Here is a 14974-nt window from a genome sequence, read left to right on the forward strand (position 1 = left end):
TTGGACAGCCCGATTCAAACCCACTCATGTATCTGCAATATGTCCGCTCCCAGGACATTTGTATGTTCATGTATCCAAGCCCCCGCGACCTTTTGGCGCATGACCGGCTGGCCATCGATTGAGCGCCAACGGGCAACAGTTTGTTAACATCCCTGCGCTTTTTTTCGCCTGATCCGTCAGGCACTGTGTTTTCTCTGTTGCACACAGGAAGCTTTTTTCCATGAGTACGTTGTATTCCCGCCGCACAGTCCTGCAAGGCATGAGCCTGTTGAGCCTCGGCCTGCTTGCCGGCTGCGATGACAGCAGCAAGCTGTCGTTCAAGTACGGCAAGGACCTGAGCGACAAGATCATGGGCCGCTCCTTCAAGCTCAAGGACACCGAGGGCGAAACCCGGATGCTCGGCAGCTACCAGGGCATGATGCCGATGATCTTCTTCGGCTTCACCCAATGCCCGGCGGTCTGCCCGACCACGCTGGCCCGCGCCGCCCAGGCGAAAAAACTGATGGGCCGCGATGGCGAGCGCCTGCAAGTGATCTTCATCACTCTGGACCCTGAGCGCGATACACCCGAGTTGCTCGACAAATACGTAAAGGCCTTCGACCCGAGTTTCGAGGCGCTGTATGGCACCCTGGAAGAAACCGCCGCCACCGCCAAGGAGTTCGGCGTATTCTTCGAAAAAGTCCCAAGCGGCGATACCTACACCCTGTCCCATACCGCGACCAGCTTCGTGTTCGACTCCCGTGGCAATTTGCGCCTCGGCCTGTCCGCGTCCCTTACCGCTCAAGAGTGCGCAGAAGACCTGCTCACCGTCATGGAGGTTTGCTGATGACTTCGTTTTGCGCACCACGTATCAAGCAACTTGTACTGGGAATGGCCCTGATCGGCATGGCGTGGCAGGTGTCCGCGCAAACCCGGGTCAATGATGCCTGGGTCAGGGCGACGGTGGCCGGCCAGCCTTCGAGCGGCGCCTTCATGACCTTGCAGGCCGACAGCGACAGCAAGCTGCTCAGCGTGCAGTCGCCCGTGGCGAAGACCGTGCAGATTCACCAGTCGAGCATGAAGGACGATGTAATGAGCATGCAGCAGGTCGAGTCCGTGGCATTGCCGGCCGGCAAGGCGGTGAGCTTCGATCCCCATGGCTACCACGTCATGCTCATGGACCTGACGGGCCAGATCAAGGAAGGCGACAGCGTGCCCCTGACCCTGACCGTGGAAAACGCCAAGGGCGAGAAAGAAACGATCCAGGTGAACGCGCCAGCAAAGGCACTGAATACGATGGATCATGGCAATATGGATCACAGCAAGATGCATTGAGGGTCTGACGGCCTCCGCCATGGAGGCCGCTCTTTGATGGGAGGTGCGTACTGATGACGACGAACACTGAAACCGCCATCCTCGCTGGTGGCTGCTTCTGGGGCATGCAGGACCTGTTTCGACGCTACCCGGGGGTTATTTCCACGCGGGTCGGTTACTCGGGGGGCGATGTACTCAATGCCACCTATCGCAACCATGGCACCCACGCCGAAGCGATCGAAATCGTCTTCGACCCGGAGCAGATCAGCTATCGCCAGATCCTCGAGTTTTTCTTCCAGATCCATGACCCGAGCACCAGAAACCGCCAGGGCAATGACTTGGGGACGAGCTATCGTTCGGCACTCTTTTACCTGGATGACGAGCAGAAACGCATCGCCGAAGACACCGTGGCCGACGTTGACGCCTCCGGCCTCTGGCCCGGCAAGGTAGTCACGGAAATAGCGCCCGCCGGCCCATTCTGGGAAGCGGAGCCCGAGCATCAGGATTACCTCGAGCATTACCCCAACGGTTACACCTGCCACTTCATACGACCGAACTGGACACTGCCCAGACGTAAATAGTCAATCAAGACAGATAACTGCGTTGTACGCAGACCCGTCGATCAATGGCCTGGCGCAACCGTTCACTGTGTTCGTCCCACACTTGGGGATCGATTTTGGGTGAACGCATCAGCTCCAGCATGGCCGACAGTGCCGCCGTGTATTCGGCCTGGGCATCGTCGGCCATGATTTTCAAGCGCTCGTACTTGCTCATCTCCAGACGACGCAAGGCCAATACCGTTTCGTCAGTGATGACCGTGCTCAAGGTCAATTGTGCTCGATGGGGCGCGATGAACGGCTGGGTCTCCAGGAGAATCGCCCTGGCCCGCTGACTACCCCACTGCAGCGCCAGCGCAAACGGCTCGCGCAGGCTGCGGTCATGAAATTCTTCGCAAATCGATGAACCATTGGCGGCGTAGATCCCGATGAATACCTGGGTCATGCCCTGCGGGGTAATGCGCGCCTGCACCTCGATTTGCCTGCCGTCGCCCAATACGTCTTCGTAGCTTTTGACGGGCAGGCGATTATTGAGCCAAAGCCAGAATTGTGCGCCTCTATGTCGCATCCACTGCCCTCCCCGGACCGATTCCCGAGTAAGGCACAGGATGGTGCTGTTCGCCATGCCAGTGGTCGGCTGATGTGGCAAATAGCTATCAAGCCGACGCCGCCCTTGAGGGCACGATTTCAGCCGCGTTGTGGGAAGGAAATGAGCGGTGCCCGACAGCAATCGAAGACGCCTTGAAAGATTCCGCCTATCGGCTACAAATACTCCAGCTATTAGCCGTCTGCTCAAGGGCGGTCTAGCCTTATCTAACGCCGGTGCCGTCTGGCCGGTCGAGACCTGATAAGAAGATAAAGCGGGAGTCAGAAACCGACTAGGCATACCGTGGGTCATCCCGTTGGCAATTCGCTTGCCAGTGCCGGAGATGCCCATTTGGCCACGATGATCAGTTGATCGACTTGCTGGGCCAACAGCCTGAGTCATTGATTTCACTCACCGCCATCGTGCCCTGAAGGCAACGATGGCTGAATGAACACGACCAAAGGTAGCTCACAGATGGGAACTGAAACGAAATGCCCGTTCAATCATGCCGCTGGTGGTGGCACCACGAACCGCGATTGGTGGCCGAACCAGCTGAATCTGAATATCCTGCACCAGCACTCGTCCCTGTCCTCCCCCGCGGACGAGGGCTTCAACTACGCCGAGGCGTTCAAGGCCCTGGATTTTGCCGCGCTCAAGCGTGACCTGAGCGCCTTGATGACAGACTCTCAAGACTGGTGGCCTGCGGACTTCGGACACTACGGACCGCTGTTCGTGCGCATGTCCTGGCACGCCGCGGGCACCTACCGTACCGGCGATGGCCGAGGCGGCGCCGGCTCTGGCCAGCAGCGCTTTGCGCCGCTCAACAGTTGGCCCGACAACGTCAGCCTGGACAAGGCCCGCCGCCTGCTGTGGCCGATCAAGCAAAAGTACGGCAACAACATTTCCTGGGCCGACCTGATCGTCCTGACCGGTAACGTCGCGCTCGAAACCATGGGCTTCAAGACCTTTGGCTTTTCCGGCGGCCGGCCTGACGTCTGGGAACCGGACGAGGACGTCTACTGGGGCTCGGAAAACAAATGGCTGGGGGGCGACGTACGCTACGACAAGGCGCAAAAAGCCATGCAGGAGCCCGGCGAAGGCCCACTTGTCGCTGAGCCCGGGGAAAATGAGGAGAGCCGTACCGAGCAAGGACGCAATCTGGAGAACCCGCTGGCGGCCGTGCAAATGGGCCTGATCTACGTAAACCCGGAAGGCCCGGAAGGCAATCCTGACCCGGTGGCGGCCGGCAAGGACATTCGTGAAACCTTCGGCCGCATGGCCATGAATGACGAGGAAACCGTGGCGCTGATTGCCGGCGGCCACGCCTTCGGCAAGACCCACGGCGCTGGCCCTGCCGACAATGTCGGTGCCGAACCCGAAGCCGCTGGCCTCGAAATGCAAGGGCTGGGCTGGAAGAACAGCTTTGGCACCGGCAAAGGCCCCGACACCATCACCAGTGGCCTGGAAGTGACCTGGACCACCACGCCGACGAAATGGAGCAATAACTTCCTGGAGAACGTATTCGGTTTCGAATGGGAACTGACCAAGAGCCCGGCAGGCGCCCATCAGTGGACGCCGAAAAACGGTGCTGGCGCCGGGATCATTCCCGACGCGCACGATCCAACCAAGCGTCGCAACCCGACCATGCTGACCACGGACCTGGCGCTACGCTTCGACCCGATCTATGAACCGATTGCACGGCGTTTTCTGCAGAACCCCGATCAACTGGCCGACGCGTTCGCCCGTGCCTGGTACAAGCTGCTGCACCGCGACATGGGCCCGCTCTCGCGCTACCTTGGCCCGGAAATGCCCAATGAAGAACTGCTGTGGCAGGACCCGATACCTGCAGTCGATCATCCGCTGGTCAACGACAGCGACATCGCGGCCCTGAAAAGCAAACTGCTGGCCTCGGGCCTGTCGGTCTCGCAACTGGTCTCGACGGCCTGGGCCGCGGCATCCAGCTTCCGCGGTTCGGACAAGCGCGGCGGTGCCAACGGCGGGCGCTTGCGCCTGGCCCCACAGAAATTCTGGCAGGCCAACCAACCCGAGCAATTGGCGGGGGTACTGTCGAAACTGGAAAGCATCCAGCAGGAATTCAACGCCGGTGGCAAGAAGATCTCCCTGGCGGACCTGATCGTGCTCGCCGGTTGTGCAGGCGTTGAACAGGCCGCTAAAAATGCCGGGCACACGATCACGGTGCCTTTCTCGCCGGGGCGCACGGACGCTTCCCAGGAACAGACCGATGTCGAATCCTTCGGTTTTCTCGAACCGATTGCCGATGGCTTCCGCAACTACCTCAAGGGTCGATACCGCGTATCGGCAGAATCGCTGTTGATCGACAAGGCACAGTTGCTGACCCTCACCGCGCCGGAAATGACCGTGTTGATTGGCGGCATGCGCGTGCTCAACACCAACGTCGGACAGACTTCCCACGGCGTCTTCACCACGCGGCCCGAGGCACTGACCACCGACTTCTTCACCAACCTGCTGGACATGGGCGTGGAGTGGAAACCGGTGTCGGACGCCCAGGAAGAGTTTGAAGCGAGCGATCGCAAGACCGGCCAGAAAAAGTGGACGGGTACGCGAGTCGACCTGGTCTTCGGCTCCAACTCGCAATTGCGCGCGCTGTCGGAGTTCTATGCCAGCAACGGCGAGGAAAAGTTTGTGAAGGACTTCGTGGCGGCCTGGACCAAGGTGATGAACCTGGACCGCTTCGACCTGAGGTGAGCAGCCCCGTAGGGTGAGTTGACGAGCGCGCAGCCTTGACTGCGCGCTCGAAGGTCTCAGTGCGGTGCGCGATGGATGGTCTTGAGCAGGTCCTCGGGGCTGATGTGCCCGACGACCTGTTGCACGCTGCCCGGTTGCGGCAGATCGAGGATATGCCCCTTCATCTTGCCGATCACGTGCATCTCGCACGGCTTGCAGTCGAATTTCAACGTCAGCACTTCGTCGCCGTGGATCAACTGCATCGGGGCGACCTTGGTGCGCACGCCCGTCACGCCCTTGGCCTGCTTGGGGCACAGGTTGAAGGAGAACCGCAGGCAGTGCTTGGTGATCATCACCGGGACTTCGCCGGTTTCTTCATGGGCCTCGTAGGCCGCATCGATCAGCTTGACCCCGTGACGGTGATAGAAGTCGCGGGCCTTCTGGTTGTAGACGTTGGCCAGGAACGACAAGTGCGACTCCGGGTACACCGGCGGCGGGCTGGTCTCGGCTTTACGGCCGCCCCGTGGGTGTGCCGCGACGCGCGCCACGGTCAGCGTTTCGATGACTTCGCGGCGCAAGGCCTTGAGCTGCGAGTTGGGAATGAAGTACGCCTGCGGTGCATCCAGCTTGATGTCGGTGGCGTGGTATTCGGTGGTGCCCAGTTGGCCGAGCAGATCGTGCAATTGCTCAAGGGCCTGCTGCGGCTTGTTGGCCATACCGAATGGCCCGTCCAGGACGACGCTGGCGCTGACGCCCTCTTCGCTGGTGGCGGTCAGTTCCAGACGCTCCTCGCGCAAGCGGGCGACCCAGGACAGGCCGATCCGGCGCTCGGCGGAGGTCTTTTGCAGCGCCTGGGCCCAGTTGTGATCCAGGTTGCGGCTCAGCGGGTGGTTCGGGCGCAACTGGTGCAAGCCCTTGGGCATCTCGTTAGGCTCGACGCGGTAGCGATAGCGCTTCTCGCCATCCTCTTCGAACTCGCCTTTGGGCTCGGCGATGTTGGTGCGCCAGCCCACCACTTCACGCTTGACCAGTACGTTGAGGCCGTCACCGTTGGACAGCGGCTCGTGGGTGACCACCAGCAGATCGCGCTTGCCGACTTTTTCCACCACGCCCACCGGCAAGCCGGTGAAGGTCGGTGAGTCAAAGGCGCCGATGTCGATCTTGCGCTCGCTGACGAAGTAGTCGGTACTGCCTCGGTGGAAGGTCTTGTCCGGATCGGGCAGGAAGAAATGCGCGGTGCGGCCGCTGGAGGCGCGGGCCAGGTCCGGGCGGTCTTCGAGCACAGCGTCCAGGCGCTGGCGGTAGTAGGCGGTGATGTTCTTCACGTAGCCCATGTCCTTGTAGCGCCCTTCGATCTTGAACGAGCGCACGCCAGCTTCCACCAGCGCACGAATGTTGGCGCTCTGGTTGTTGTCCTTCATGGACAGCAGGTGTTTCTCGTAGGCGATCACCCCGCCCTTCTCGTCCTTGAGGGTGTACGGCAGGCGGCAGGCCTGGGAGCAGTCACCGCGGTTGGCGCTGCGGCCGGTCTGCGCGTGGGAAATATTGCACTGGCCGGAAAACGCCACGCACAACGCACCGTGGATAAAGAACTCGATCGCCGCCTCTGTTTCATCGGCAATGGCGCGGATCTCTTGCAGGTTCAGCTCGCGGGCCAGTACCAATTGCGAAAAGCCGGCCTGGTCGAGGAACTTCGCCCGCTCCAGGGTACGGATATCGGTCTGGGTGCTGGCGTGCAGCTCGATCGGCGGGATGTCCAGCTCCATCACACCCAGGTCCTGGACGATCAGCGCGTCGACACCGGCATCGTACAGTTGATGGATCAGCTGGCGGGCCGGCTCCAGTTCATTGTCGTGCAGGATCGTATTGATCGTGGTGAACACCCGGGCGTGGTAGCGGTGGGCGAACTCCACCAGCGCGGCGATATCGCTCACCTCGTTGCAGGCGTTGTGGCGCGCGCCGAAACTCGGGCCACCGAGGTAAACGGCGTCGGCGCCATGCAGGATCGCCTCACGGGCGATGGCCACGTCACGGGCGGGGCTGAGCAATTCCAGGTGATGTTTGGGCAGGGACATATATTTTTTAGTCAGGCTGTCACGGTCGAGGCGCGCATTGTAGCGGTGAAATGAGCGCGGGGCACCCGTGTACTGCCAGGTGGCGGGTTCGGGAGCTGCCTTCAACATCGCGTGCACCGCAAAAACCCTGTAGGAGCCCGGCTTGCCGGCGAAGGCGGCCTTATAGGCGAATCTATTTTTACGGTGTACATATCCATTCCTGCGGTAACGGCCACCTATGGTTTCGCTCTTACAGCGAGTCACTTGGAAAAGCCCCAAGTAACCAAGGGCTCTTGCCCCTGGCGTTCGGTGCCGAGCCCTAGCGAGGCACCGAGTGGTGGGGCAAAGCCTTTTGGTTCCTTTTTGCTGGGCCGGCACTCCGGCGTTTGAAAAAGGGACTCGCTGTAAGAGCGAAACCATAAGAAGCCGTTACCGCAGGAATGGATATGTACGCCGACCACAACCTGCAGTCAGTCGCGCTGCAGCTTACGAATCAGCGTCCCTATATCAATCCCCAAATGCTGCGCAGCCTTACGCTTGCTCCCACACAAATGCACCGCGCGCAAAATCACCTGCCGTTCAAAATGCTGGACCTGGAGCTTGAGGTTTTGCTGCGGGTCGTCCGAGGCTTCATCCTGCACGACCGAGGGAACCGACTGTTCCCGTGTACGCACCGGTTGAAGCAGTTCAGCCGGCAGGTGATGCTCCTGCGCCTCATCGTCAGCCAGCACCGCCAGGCGTTCGAAGATGTTCACCAGCTCGCGAATGTTGCCCGGGAAGTCGTAGCTCAGCAGACGCTTGCGACACCCGGCGGACAGGCTCAGGGACGGTACGCGATCGCCATTGATGCGGCTCAGCAGGATGTCGATGAGAAACGGCAAGTCATCGCGGTGCTGACGCAACGGCGGAATTTCCACCGGCAGCACGGCAAGACGATAATAGAGGTCGGCGCGAAACTCACCCATGTCCACCAGATGACGCAAGTCCTTGTTGGTGGCGGCAATCACCTGTACCTGCACGGATTTGCTCAGGGGCGAGCCGACCGACTGGATGGTGCTGTCTTCGAGAAATTTCAGCAGCTTGGCCTGTACGTGTAGCGGGATCTCACCGATCTCGTCGAGGAACAAGGTGCCGCCGGACGCTGCTTCGATATAGCCTTGCTTGCCGCCCGCCAAGGCGCCGGTGAAGGCGCCGCGCTCGTAGCCGAACATCTCGGACTCGAACAGGCTCTCCGGGATGCTCCCGCAATTGACGTGGATGAACGGACGATCCCCCCAGCCAGCCGCACGATGAATGTGCCGGGCGATGGCGGTCTTGCCGACGCCGGGTTCACCCAGCAGCAACAGACGCGCGCGCCGGCGAAAAGCCCGCACGCCGGTGTCGGCGATGCTCGACAGCTGCGGTGACAGGTGCAGGGCGTTGTCCTGTGGATCACGCAGGCCTTGAGGCTCCGGTGGCCGGGTATTGAGTGAAGCCCGGCGCTGCGGCTGGCTGGCGTCGAAGTCTTTCTGGGTGAGCATCCTGAACGGTTTTTCGTAGGCCCCCGTGGGGATCGCGTGGGTACTGCTGAGCAGCACCCGGCCTTCCCGAGAGCGGGTCAACGCACTGTTGCCACCGCGGTTCAACGCTGCCAGTAAATCGTCGTAGTTCAACGCCGAGCGCTGGAAAAAATCACTTTCGGACAGCCCCACGGCCTGCTGCTTGGACAGGCGGTTGACGCGTTCGGCGGCCAGGTTGATAAAGCGCAATCGGCCCTCGCCGTCAGTGACGATCAGCGCTTCGCTGAAGCTGTCGAGCAAGGCATGCAAGGCCGGCGTTTCCAGCAGCGCGCCCAGCACTTCGCTGCTGACATTGACCGAAGAACGCATGCCCATCTGCAGCGTGGGTGGCAGGTTGGAGTCTTTCATGGGTGCAACTCTAGGGGAGTGCGAACGCCCTGGCATTCGCGAAACACCGCCACGCGCCAGGCCACGCCTTCGCGAATCAGGATGCGCGAGCAATGCACATTGAAGTTCAGGCTGCGCCCGCTCAAATCCGGCAGGGGCAAGCTGTGCCAGGTGCGTTCGGGCAAGGCATTGTCCAGCAGCAAGCGGGCGATGCCGGCGCCATGGGTGATGCCGAAGGTGTCCTCGAAGGCTGCGTTGCGCCATTGCGGTTGCAGGTGTTCATCGATGACCAGCACTGCGTCAGGCACGGCATCGAAGACCCGGCGCAAGGCGTCGATGCGCTGCTCGGCATCGTGCTGCATGCGCAACTCCTGGCTGACGTCACGAATGCTGCCCCACATGCGCAACAACTGGCCATTGACGATGGTGGCCCGGACGTCGTTCTCCACGTAGGCAGGCGAACCGTCGTGGCGGCGATCCACCGACAGTGCTCCGTCGACATGGAACCCGGCCTCGATCAGGCGTCGCACGAATTCTTCGTTGGCCGGGCTGCGCGGCCAGTACAGGCGCACCGGTTGCTGGTTGAAGTCGACGTCCGACGGCATCTCGTACACGTCGGCCATGGCCCGGTTGCACAGGCGCCAATGGGAGTCGTTTTCGAACACCTGGCGCACAATCTCATCCGGGGCATGGTTGATGTCCACCGCCTCGGCGAATTCGATGCACCAATAGGCGACCTTGGCGCTTTGCAGCATCTGGTTCATCACTTCATTGGCGTTATGCATTTCCCGCAACCGGTGCCCCAGCGTGCCCAGCGCAATCATCAACAGGTGCAGGCAGGCTGGTTGCACGTCACGCCATTGCAGCAAGCCGCTGGCAATCACAGGCAGCAGGCCGCCGTTGCGCCGTATCAGCGTCAGTTCCAGGCTGTGGACCAGCTCGTCCGCTGGCGGGTTGGCAAGTAGCGCCTGTACCGTGCGCAACGATTCGAGACTCAGTACACGTTCGATCGGCTGATTGAGCAGTTCTTCAGGTGCATAGCCCAATTGATCGCTCAGGCTGGAGGACAGGCTGAGCAGTTGTCCGTCGGCAGCGAAGGTACTGGTCAGGGGCTGGGCTTTGTTTGCCAGCAAATTCAGGATATCCATCGGTGGATCGGCTCGATTCGGCTAATGGGACCTGGGCAAAAAGTGCCAGGGCAATTTAACAGGGCATTTCGCATGCCAACTCAAAAGCCATTGAACAGGAGGGCATGCGCGCAACCGTGATGATCGAGTGCTGCGTTATTGCAGCATAATCGGCAAACCCGCAGCGTGTTAAAAGATCAACGGTGATGCGCAGGCGCTGGGCTGTCAGGGAAGGTGTGGGTAAATTCGCGTTCGCCATCAAGCCGGCGCGTACAGGAAAAAATCGATCTAAAAATACCGGCCCACACGCCGGTTGTTTTGCTAATCTGAGGTTGTAGGTGAAAACGCAGACTGATGCGCAAGCGGATAGCGAGGACGCGTGGGGCGCGCTCCGAAGGGTACACGGTTAGAAAGATCTCCGCGCTGAGATCCAGCCCTTATGCCGTGTGAAGCAGGACAGCGCTTATTGCTGTTGCTGTGGGAGTCCTGATAAACCTCGTAAGCCAGAGACCAGCGCTGGCCACCTACTTGGCTCTCGAAGCCGACTTGTGCAGCTGGATATATACAGCTAGCCAAGATCAAATGCCCCGAACTCCGGGGCATTTGTTTGTCTGTCATACCAGGTTGATCGTGACATCGATATTGCCACGGGTTGCCTTGGAGTACGGGCAAGTCTGATGCGCTGCGTCCACCAGCGTCCTGGCCAGCACAGGGTCCAGGCCCGGCAGGCTGACATTCAGGCGCGCCTGAAGGAAATAGGCATTGCCGGTATTGCCCAGGTCCACTTCAGTAGCAACGCTCACGTCAGCCGGCAAGCTCACCTTCAACGCAGTGGCTGCCTTGCCCATGGCGCCGATGAAGCAAGCCGACCAGCCCGCACCCAACAGCTGTTCCGGATTGGTGCCGCTACCGGAAGAACCGGGCGGGGATAGCTTGATGTCCAGGCGGCCGTCGTCGCTTCGCGATTCGCCTTGACGGCCGCCAGTGGTCACGGTCCTGCCGGTGTAAAGGACAGATTCTATTTGATTGATCATGCAAGACTCCTGCTGAGGTTGGGGGCTTCAGTCCTGGCTGAAGTGCGCCCCACCCACTGTTTCATCTTCATGTCATGGAAATGTGTCCTGAACCGAGAGATATGTAATGCTGTGTACGTTCGCCGGCGATCAATACACATTGATACAAAAACTCAGGCTTTCACCCAGCGCTGGCGACTCCAGCTGCTCAGGGTGTCGACGGCAAACACCAACACCAGCATCGCCAGTATGACCGTGCTGGCCTGGGCCTCCTGGAACAGGCTGAGGCTGAGGTAGAGCATTTGTCCCAAGCCACCGGCCCCGACGAAACCGAGCACGCTGGCCATGCGGATGTTGTTTTCCCAGCGGTACAGGATATAGGCCAGCAACTGCGGGAACAGATTGGGCAGGGTGCCATAGCAGAACGCCCCTATGGCGTTGCCCCCCTGAAGGCGAATCGCATCGGCAGGTTCGGGCGGGGTGTTTTCCAGTGCTTCGGCAAACAGTCGGCCAAGCACACCGGTCGTGTGCAGCGCCAAGGCCAGGGTGCCGGCATTGGGGCCGAGCCCGGCGGCCAGGACCATCAGCACCGCCCACACCAGCTCCGGAATTGCGCGCAAGGCATTGAGAATCAGACGCGACAGTCCTTGCAACGGCCAGCCGAATCGACCCGCCGCGGGCAACGCCAGCAGCAAGCCGAACACGGTTGCCAACAGTGTGCCCAGGGCTGACATCGCAAGGGTTTCCAGCGCGCCGCGGGCAATGGCCTGCAAATGCCCCGTGCTCAGGTCCGGGCTGAGAAAGCGCTGCACATAGGCGGCCATCTGTTTCAGGTTGCCACTGGCGCCCAGTTCACCGAGGTCGATGCCCAGGTAGCGGAACGAAGTGAGCACCGCGGTGCCGATGCACAGCACCAACAGCAGGTTGACCAGGCGCTTCATGCCAGCCTCCAGCGCAGCAGCCTGCTCAACTGATCGGCGAACAGCACCAGGACGAGGAAGGTCAGCAACAGGCTGGCCACCTCACCGCCGGCGAACATGCGCATCGACAGGTCGATTTGCTGGCCCAGGCCACCGGCCCCGACGAAGCCCATCACCACCGAAGCGCGAATGGCGCATTCCCACCGGTACACCGTGTACGACAACAATTCCGCCGCGACATTGGGCAGGATCCCGTAGCTGAATGCCGCCAGCCGACCACTGCCGGCTTGCAGCAACGCGTGGGCGGGGCGTTGGTCGACCGACTCGAAGATTTCCGCGTAGACCTTGCCCAGCATGCCACTGTAGGTAATCGCAATGGCCAGGACCCCGGCCGTCGGGCCCAGGCCAACGGCGCGCACGAACAGCAGCGCCCAGACGATTTCCGGCACGCTGCGCAGGAAAATCAGCACGCCGCGCACCGGCCAGCGCAGCAGTTGCCCCCACTGGCTCGGGCGACCGGCGCGGGATGCAGCCGACAACGACAGCGCGCGGCTGGCCAGCAGGCTGGCGGGGATCGCCAGGAGCAGCGCCAGCGCCATGCCGGCCGTGGCGATGGCCAGGGTCTGCAAGGTGGCTTGCCACAACAGCTCGAGGAATTCGGCGCCATGGGCGGGCGGCCAGAAGGTCGCGACAAAGCGGCCCATCTCGCCCCGGTTGTCACTGGCCAGCAACACACTCAGGTCCAGTTCGCTCAAGCGCAAGCCCGGCCACAACAGGGCAATCGCCAACAGGCTTAGGAGCAGGCGTGGTCGGGCGGCGGGGTCACGGGTGTCACGGCTCAGCATCGGGGAATCTGCACACTCAAGGGGAGGACCGGGGGCGGTGAGGGCTGCAACTGTTCGTTGGCGTAGAGTGCATCGAGCTGCTCGCGGTCGACGGCGTTGGCCGGCAGGTCGAAGAGGATCTGCCCGTCACGCAAGCCGATGATCCGCGAGAAGTGCGCCAGCGCCAGGTCCACCGCGTGCAGGCTGGCGACCAGGGTCACGGCGTGCTCGCGCGCATGCTCGCAGAGGACCTTGAGCGTATGGCCGGCCAGCACCGGGTCCATGGCCGACACCGGTTCGTCGGCCAGCAATACCTCGGGGGCCTGGTACAGCACCCGGGCGATGCCCACGCGTTGCAGTTGACCGCCGGACAATTGCTGGCACTGGGTGAAGAGCTTGTCGTGCAGGTCCAGCCTGGCCAATGCCGCGCGAGCCCCCGGAACATCCAGCGGATGCACCAGGTTCAACAGGCTCTTGCCCAATCCCCATTGGCCGATTTTTCCCGCCAGCACTGCAGTGATCACCCGCTGGCGCGGTGGCAGCGGCGGTGCTTGATGCACCAGGCCGATACGCGCGCGCAGGCGTTGGCGCTGGCGCGCCGACAGATGCCAGGGCTGTTCACCCAGCACCTGCAATTCGCCGTTGCCAGGGCGCAGGCCGGTGGCGAGGACGTTGAGCAGGCTCGACTTGCCAGCGCCGGACGGGCCGATGATGGCGACCTGTTCACCGGCATCGATGTGCAGGTCCAGGCTGCGCAATGCCTGTACGCCATTGGCGTGGGTGAGGCTGACCCGGGTCAGGTGCAAGGTCATTTGAGCAGGTCGGCGGCGCGTGCGGCTTCCTCGATGCCCTTGTAGTTCTCAGGCTTGGTCTCGATGAAACGACTGGCCGCCTGCAAGTCCAGGATCGCTTTTTGCTCGGGGTTCGCCGGATCGAGGGCGAGGAAGGCGGCCTTGATCTTTGCCGCCAGCGCCGGGTCGAGGGTACCGCGCACGGTCCAGTTGTAGTCGTAGTAGGCCGGGGTGGTGGCAAAGACCTTGACCTTATTGGTGTCGACCTTGCCGGCCTTGACCAGTTTTTCCCAGACGCTGGCGTTCAGCACACCGGCGTCGACTTTGCCCGCCTGGACCCAGGCAACGGTGGCGTCATGGGCCCCGGAGTAGCCCACGCGACTGAAGAACGTTTCCGGCTTGATGCCGTCCTGCAGCATGAAATAGCGCGGCATCAAGCTGCCAGACGTCGAGGACACCGAACCGAAGGCGAAGGTCTTGCCCTTGAGGTCGGCGAGGGACTTGACGTTCGGGTCGGCGGTGATGAACTTGCTGGTGAACTGGGCATCCTGTTCGCGCTGCACCAAGGGAATGGCATTGCCTGTCTTCAGGCGCGCCTGGACGAAGGTGAACCCCCCCAGCCAAGCCATGTCGATCCGGTCAGTGGCCAGCGCCTCGACCACGGCCGGGTAGTCGCTGACCGGCACGAACTCGACCTTCATGCCTAATTGCTGTTCCAGGTAACTGCCCAGGGGCTGGAACTTGCGTAGCAGTTCGGTGGGGGCTTCATCCGGAATGGCGCTGACCTTCAGGGTGTCGGCCGCCTGCGCCAGCAGGGTGGACAGCGACAGGGTCAAGCCGACAGCCAAGGCCAGGGTGCGTTTGAGCATGGAAGTTCTCCGGTTCATTAGCGCAAATATGTGCAAGCGCCTGACACGCATGGATAGCCGTCAGGTGCTTGTTGAGGGTAGACGAAGTGCGGCGATTGTAAGGGTTACGGGCCATTGTTCCCACTACCCGTTTCCGGGTCTTGGGCTTGCAGCTGGCGCAGCAACCAATCGCTGAAGCTTCGCGCACTGTTCTCGCTATCACGATGGGTCAGCAGGGCCCAATTAGGTCCGCGAATGGTCGGTTCCACCAGCGGCTGCAGAACCAGGGAAAGGGGCGGCGCACAAGCATTGTAGGAGCTAGCCAGCGGTGCGGCGTGCAGACTTGTTGGCGAAGACGTCCTGGCAACT

The 14974-nt window shown here is 61.5% G+C and carries 13 protein-coding genes; 4 read left to right on the top strand and 9 right to left on the bottom strand.

Annotated elements, in window-relative coordinates; all coding sequences use genetic code 11:
- Positions 1-220: 220 nt before the first annotated feature.
- The 3 genes from QLG10_RS24490 to msrA are packed head-to-tail and all read left to right on the top strand — an operon-like array spanning position 221 to position 1874.
- Complete coding sequence (locus QLG10_RS24490) at positions 221-826, top strand: SCO family protein (protein ID WP_020800942.1); 606 nt, start codon at positions 221-223, stop codon at positions 824-826.
- Positions 826-1314, top strand: a complete 489-nt coding sequence (locus tag QLG10_RS24495; protein WP_110750596.1) for a copper chaperone PCu(A)C — start codon at positions 826-828, stop codon at positions 1312-1314. Before QLG10_RS24490 ends, QLG10_RS24495 begins: the two co-directional genes overlap by 1 nt.
- Before the next feature lie 53 nt (positions 1315-1367).
- Positions 1368-1874: a peptide-methionine (S)-S-oxide reductase MsrA gene (msrA, locus tag QLG10_RS24500; protein ID WP_110750597.1), complete on the top strand. Its 507-nt coding sequence runs from the start codon at positions 1368-1370 to the stop codon at positions 1872-1874.
- Between the two features lie 4 nt (positions 1875-1878).
- Here msrA and QLG10_RS24505 read toward each other — a convergent pair whose 3' ends face one another.
- Positions 1879-2418 (bottom strand): hypothetical protein, encoded by a 540-nt coding sequence (locus QLG10_RS24505; protein WP_282488190.1) that lies wholly within the window; start codon positions 2416-2418, stop codon positions 1879-1881.
- Positions 2419-2910: 492 nt separating this feature from the next.
- On the opposite strand from QLG10_RS24505, the gene katG reads away from it, so the two are divergent.
- A complete protein-coding gene (gene katG / locus QLG10_RS24510; protein ID WP_110750601.1) occupies positions 2911-5163 on the top strand; it encodes a catalase/peroxidase HPI in 2253 nt (750 codons plus the stop codon).
- Between the two features lie 56 nt (positions 5164-5219).
- On the opposite strand, the gene QLG10_RS24515 is transcribed toward katG, so the two are convergent.
- The 8 genes from QLG10_RS24515 to QLG10_RS24550 form a co-directional block, all read right to left on the bottom strand.
- Positions 5220-7217 (bottom strand): U32 family peptidase, encoded by a 1998-nt coding sequence (locus QLG10_RS24515; RefSeq protein WP_282488191.1) that lies wholly within the window; start codon positions 7215-7217, stop codon positions 5220-5222.
- A gap of 449 nt (positions 7218-7666) precedes the next feature.
- A complete protein-coding gene (locus QLG10_RS24520) occupies positions 7667-9103 on the bottom strand; it encodes a sigma 54-interacting transcriptional regulator (protein ID WP_110755224.1) in 1437 nt (478 codons plus the stop codon).
- Complete coding sequence (locus QLG10_RS24525) at positions 9100-10230, bottom strand: PAS domain-containing protein (protein WP_282488192.1); 1131 nt, start codon at positions 10228-10230, stop codon at positions 9100-9102. Before QLG10_RS24525 ends, QLG10_RS24520 begins: the two co-directional genes overlap by 4 nt.
- Before the next feature lie 593 nt (positions 10231-10823).
- Complete coding sequence (locus tag QLG10_RS24530; protein WP_248679170.1) at positions 10824-11243, bottom strand: organic hydroperoxide resistance protein; 420 nt, start codon at positions 11241-11243, stop codon at positions 10824-10826.
- A gap of 152 nt (positions 11244-11395) precedes the next feature.
- A complete protein-coding gene (gene phnE, locus QLG10_RS24535) occupies positions 11396-12163 on the bottom strand; it encodes a phosphonate ABC transporter, permease protein PhnE (protein ID WP_179054125.1) in 768 nt (255 codons plus the stop codon).
- The gene (locus QLG10_RS24540; protein ID WP_282488193.1) at positions 12160-12987 is read right to left on the bottom strand and encodes an ABC transporter permease; all 828 of its coding nucleotides are present in this window, start codon (positions 12985-12987) and stop codon (positions 12160-12162) included. The genes phnE and QLG10_RS24540 overlap by 4 nt, the downstream gene beginning before the upstream one ends.
- Positions 12981-13778, bottom strand: coding sequence for an ATP-binding cassette domain-containing protein (locus QLG10_RS24545; protein ID WP_282488194.1), 798 nt, complete (start codon positions 13776-13778; stop codon positions 12981-12983). Before QLG10_RS24545 ends, QLG10_RS24540 begins: the two co-directional genes overlap by 7 nt.
- The gene (locus tag QLG10_RS24550; RefSeq protein ID WP_020800824.1) at positions 13775-14626 is read right to left on the bottom strand and encodes a putative selenate ABC transporter substrate-binding protein; all 852 of its coding nucleotides are present in this window, start codon (positions 14624-14626) and stop codon (positions 13775-13777) included. The genes QLG10_RS24545 and QLG10_RS24550 overlap by 4 nt, the downstream gene beginning before the upstream one ends.
- Positions 14627-14974: the final 348 nt, after the last annotated feature.

The organism is Pseudomonas sp. V98_8 (assembly GCF_029967975.1).
Taxonomy (GTDB): Bacteria; Pseudomonadota; Gammaproteobacteria; order Pseudomonadales; family Pseudomonadaceae; genus Aquipseudomonas; species Aquipseudomonas umsongensis.

What these genes read in the sequence shown, in the direction of transcription:
- QLG10_RS24545 (WP_282488194.1), bottom strand. Translation starts at nt 13,778, where the DNA reads ATGACCTTGCACCTGACCCGGGTCAGCCTCACCCACGCCAATGGCGTA.
- QLG10_RS24540 (WP_282488193.1), bottom strand. Translation starts at nt 12,987, where the DNA reads ATGCTGAGCCGTGACACCCGTGACCCCGCCGCCCGACCACGCCTGCTC.
- QLG10_RS24525 (WP_282488192.1), bottom strand. Translation starts at nt 10,230, where the DNA reads ATGGATATCCTGAATTTGCTGGCAAACAAAGCCCAGCCCCTGACCAGT.
- QLG10_RS24550 (WP_020800824.1), bottom strand. Translation starts at nt 14,626, where the DNA reads ATGCTCAAACGCACCCTGGCCTTGGCTGTCGGCTTGACCCTGTCGCTG.
- katG (WP_110750601.1), top strand. Translation starts at nt 2,911, where the DNA reads ATGGGAACTGAAACGAAATGCCCGTTCAATCATGCCGCTGGTGGTGGC.
- QLG10_RS24520 (WP_110755224.1), bottom strand. Translation starts at nt 9,103, where the DNA reads ATGAAAGACTCCAACCTGCCACCCACGCTGCAGATGGGCATGCGTTCT.
- QLG10_RS24495 (WP_110750596.1), top strand. Translation starts at nt 826, where the DNA reads ATGACTTCGTTTTGCGCACCACGTATCAAGCAACTTGTACTGGGAATG.
- QLG10_RS24490 (WP_020800942.1), top strand. Translation starts at nt 221, where the DNA reads ATGAGTACGTTGTATTCCCGCCGCACAGTCCTGCAAGGCATGAGCCTG.
- phnE (WP_179054125.1), bottom strand. Translation starts at nt 12,163, where the DNA reads ATGAAGCGCCTGGTCAACCTGCTGTTGGTGCTGTGCATCGGCACCGCG.
- msrA (WP_110750597.1), top strand. Translation starts at nt 1,368, where the DNA reads ATGACGACGAACACTGAAACCGCCATCCTCGCTGGTGGCTGCTTCTGG.
- QLG10_RS24515 (WP_282488191.1), bottom strand. Translation starts at nt 7,217, where the DNA reads ATGTCCCTGCCCAAACATCACCTGGAATTGCTCAGCCCCGCCCGTGAC.
- QLG10_RS24530 (WP_248679170.1), bottom strand. Translation starts at nt 11,243, where the DNA reads ATGATCAATCAAATAGAATCTGTCCTTTACACCGGCAGGACCGTGACC.
- QLG10_RS24505 (WP_282488190.1), bottom strand. Translation starts at nt 2,418, where the DNA reads ATGCGACATAGAGGCGCACAATTCTGGCTTTGGCTCAATAATCGCCTG.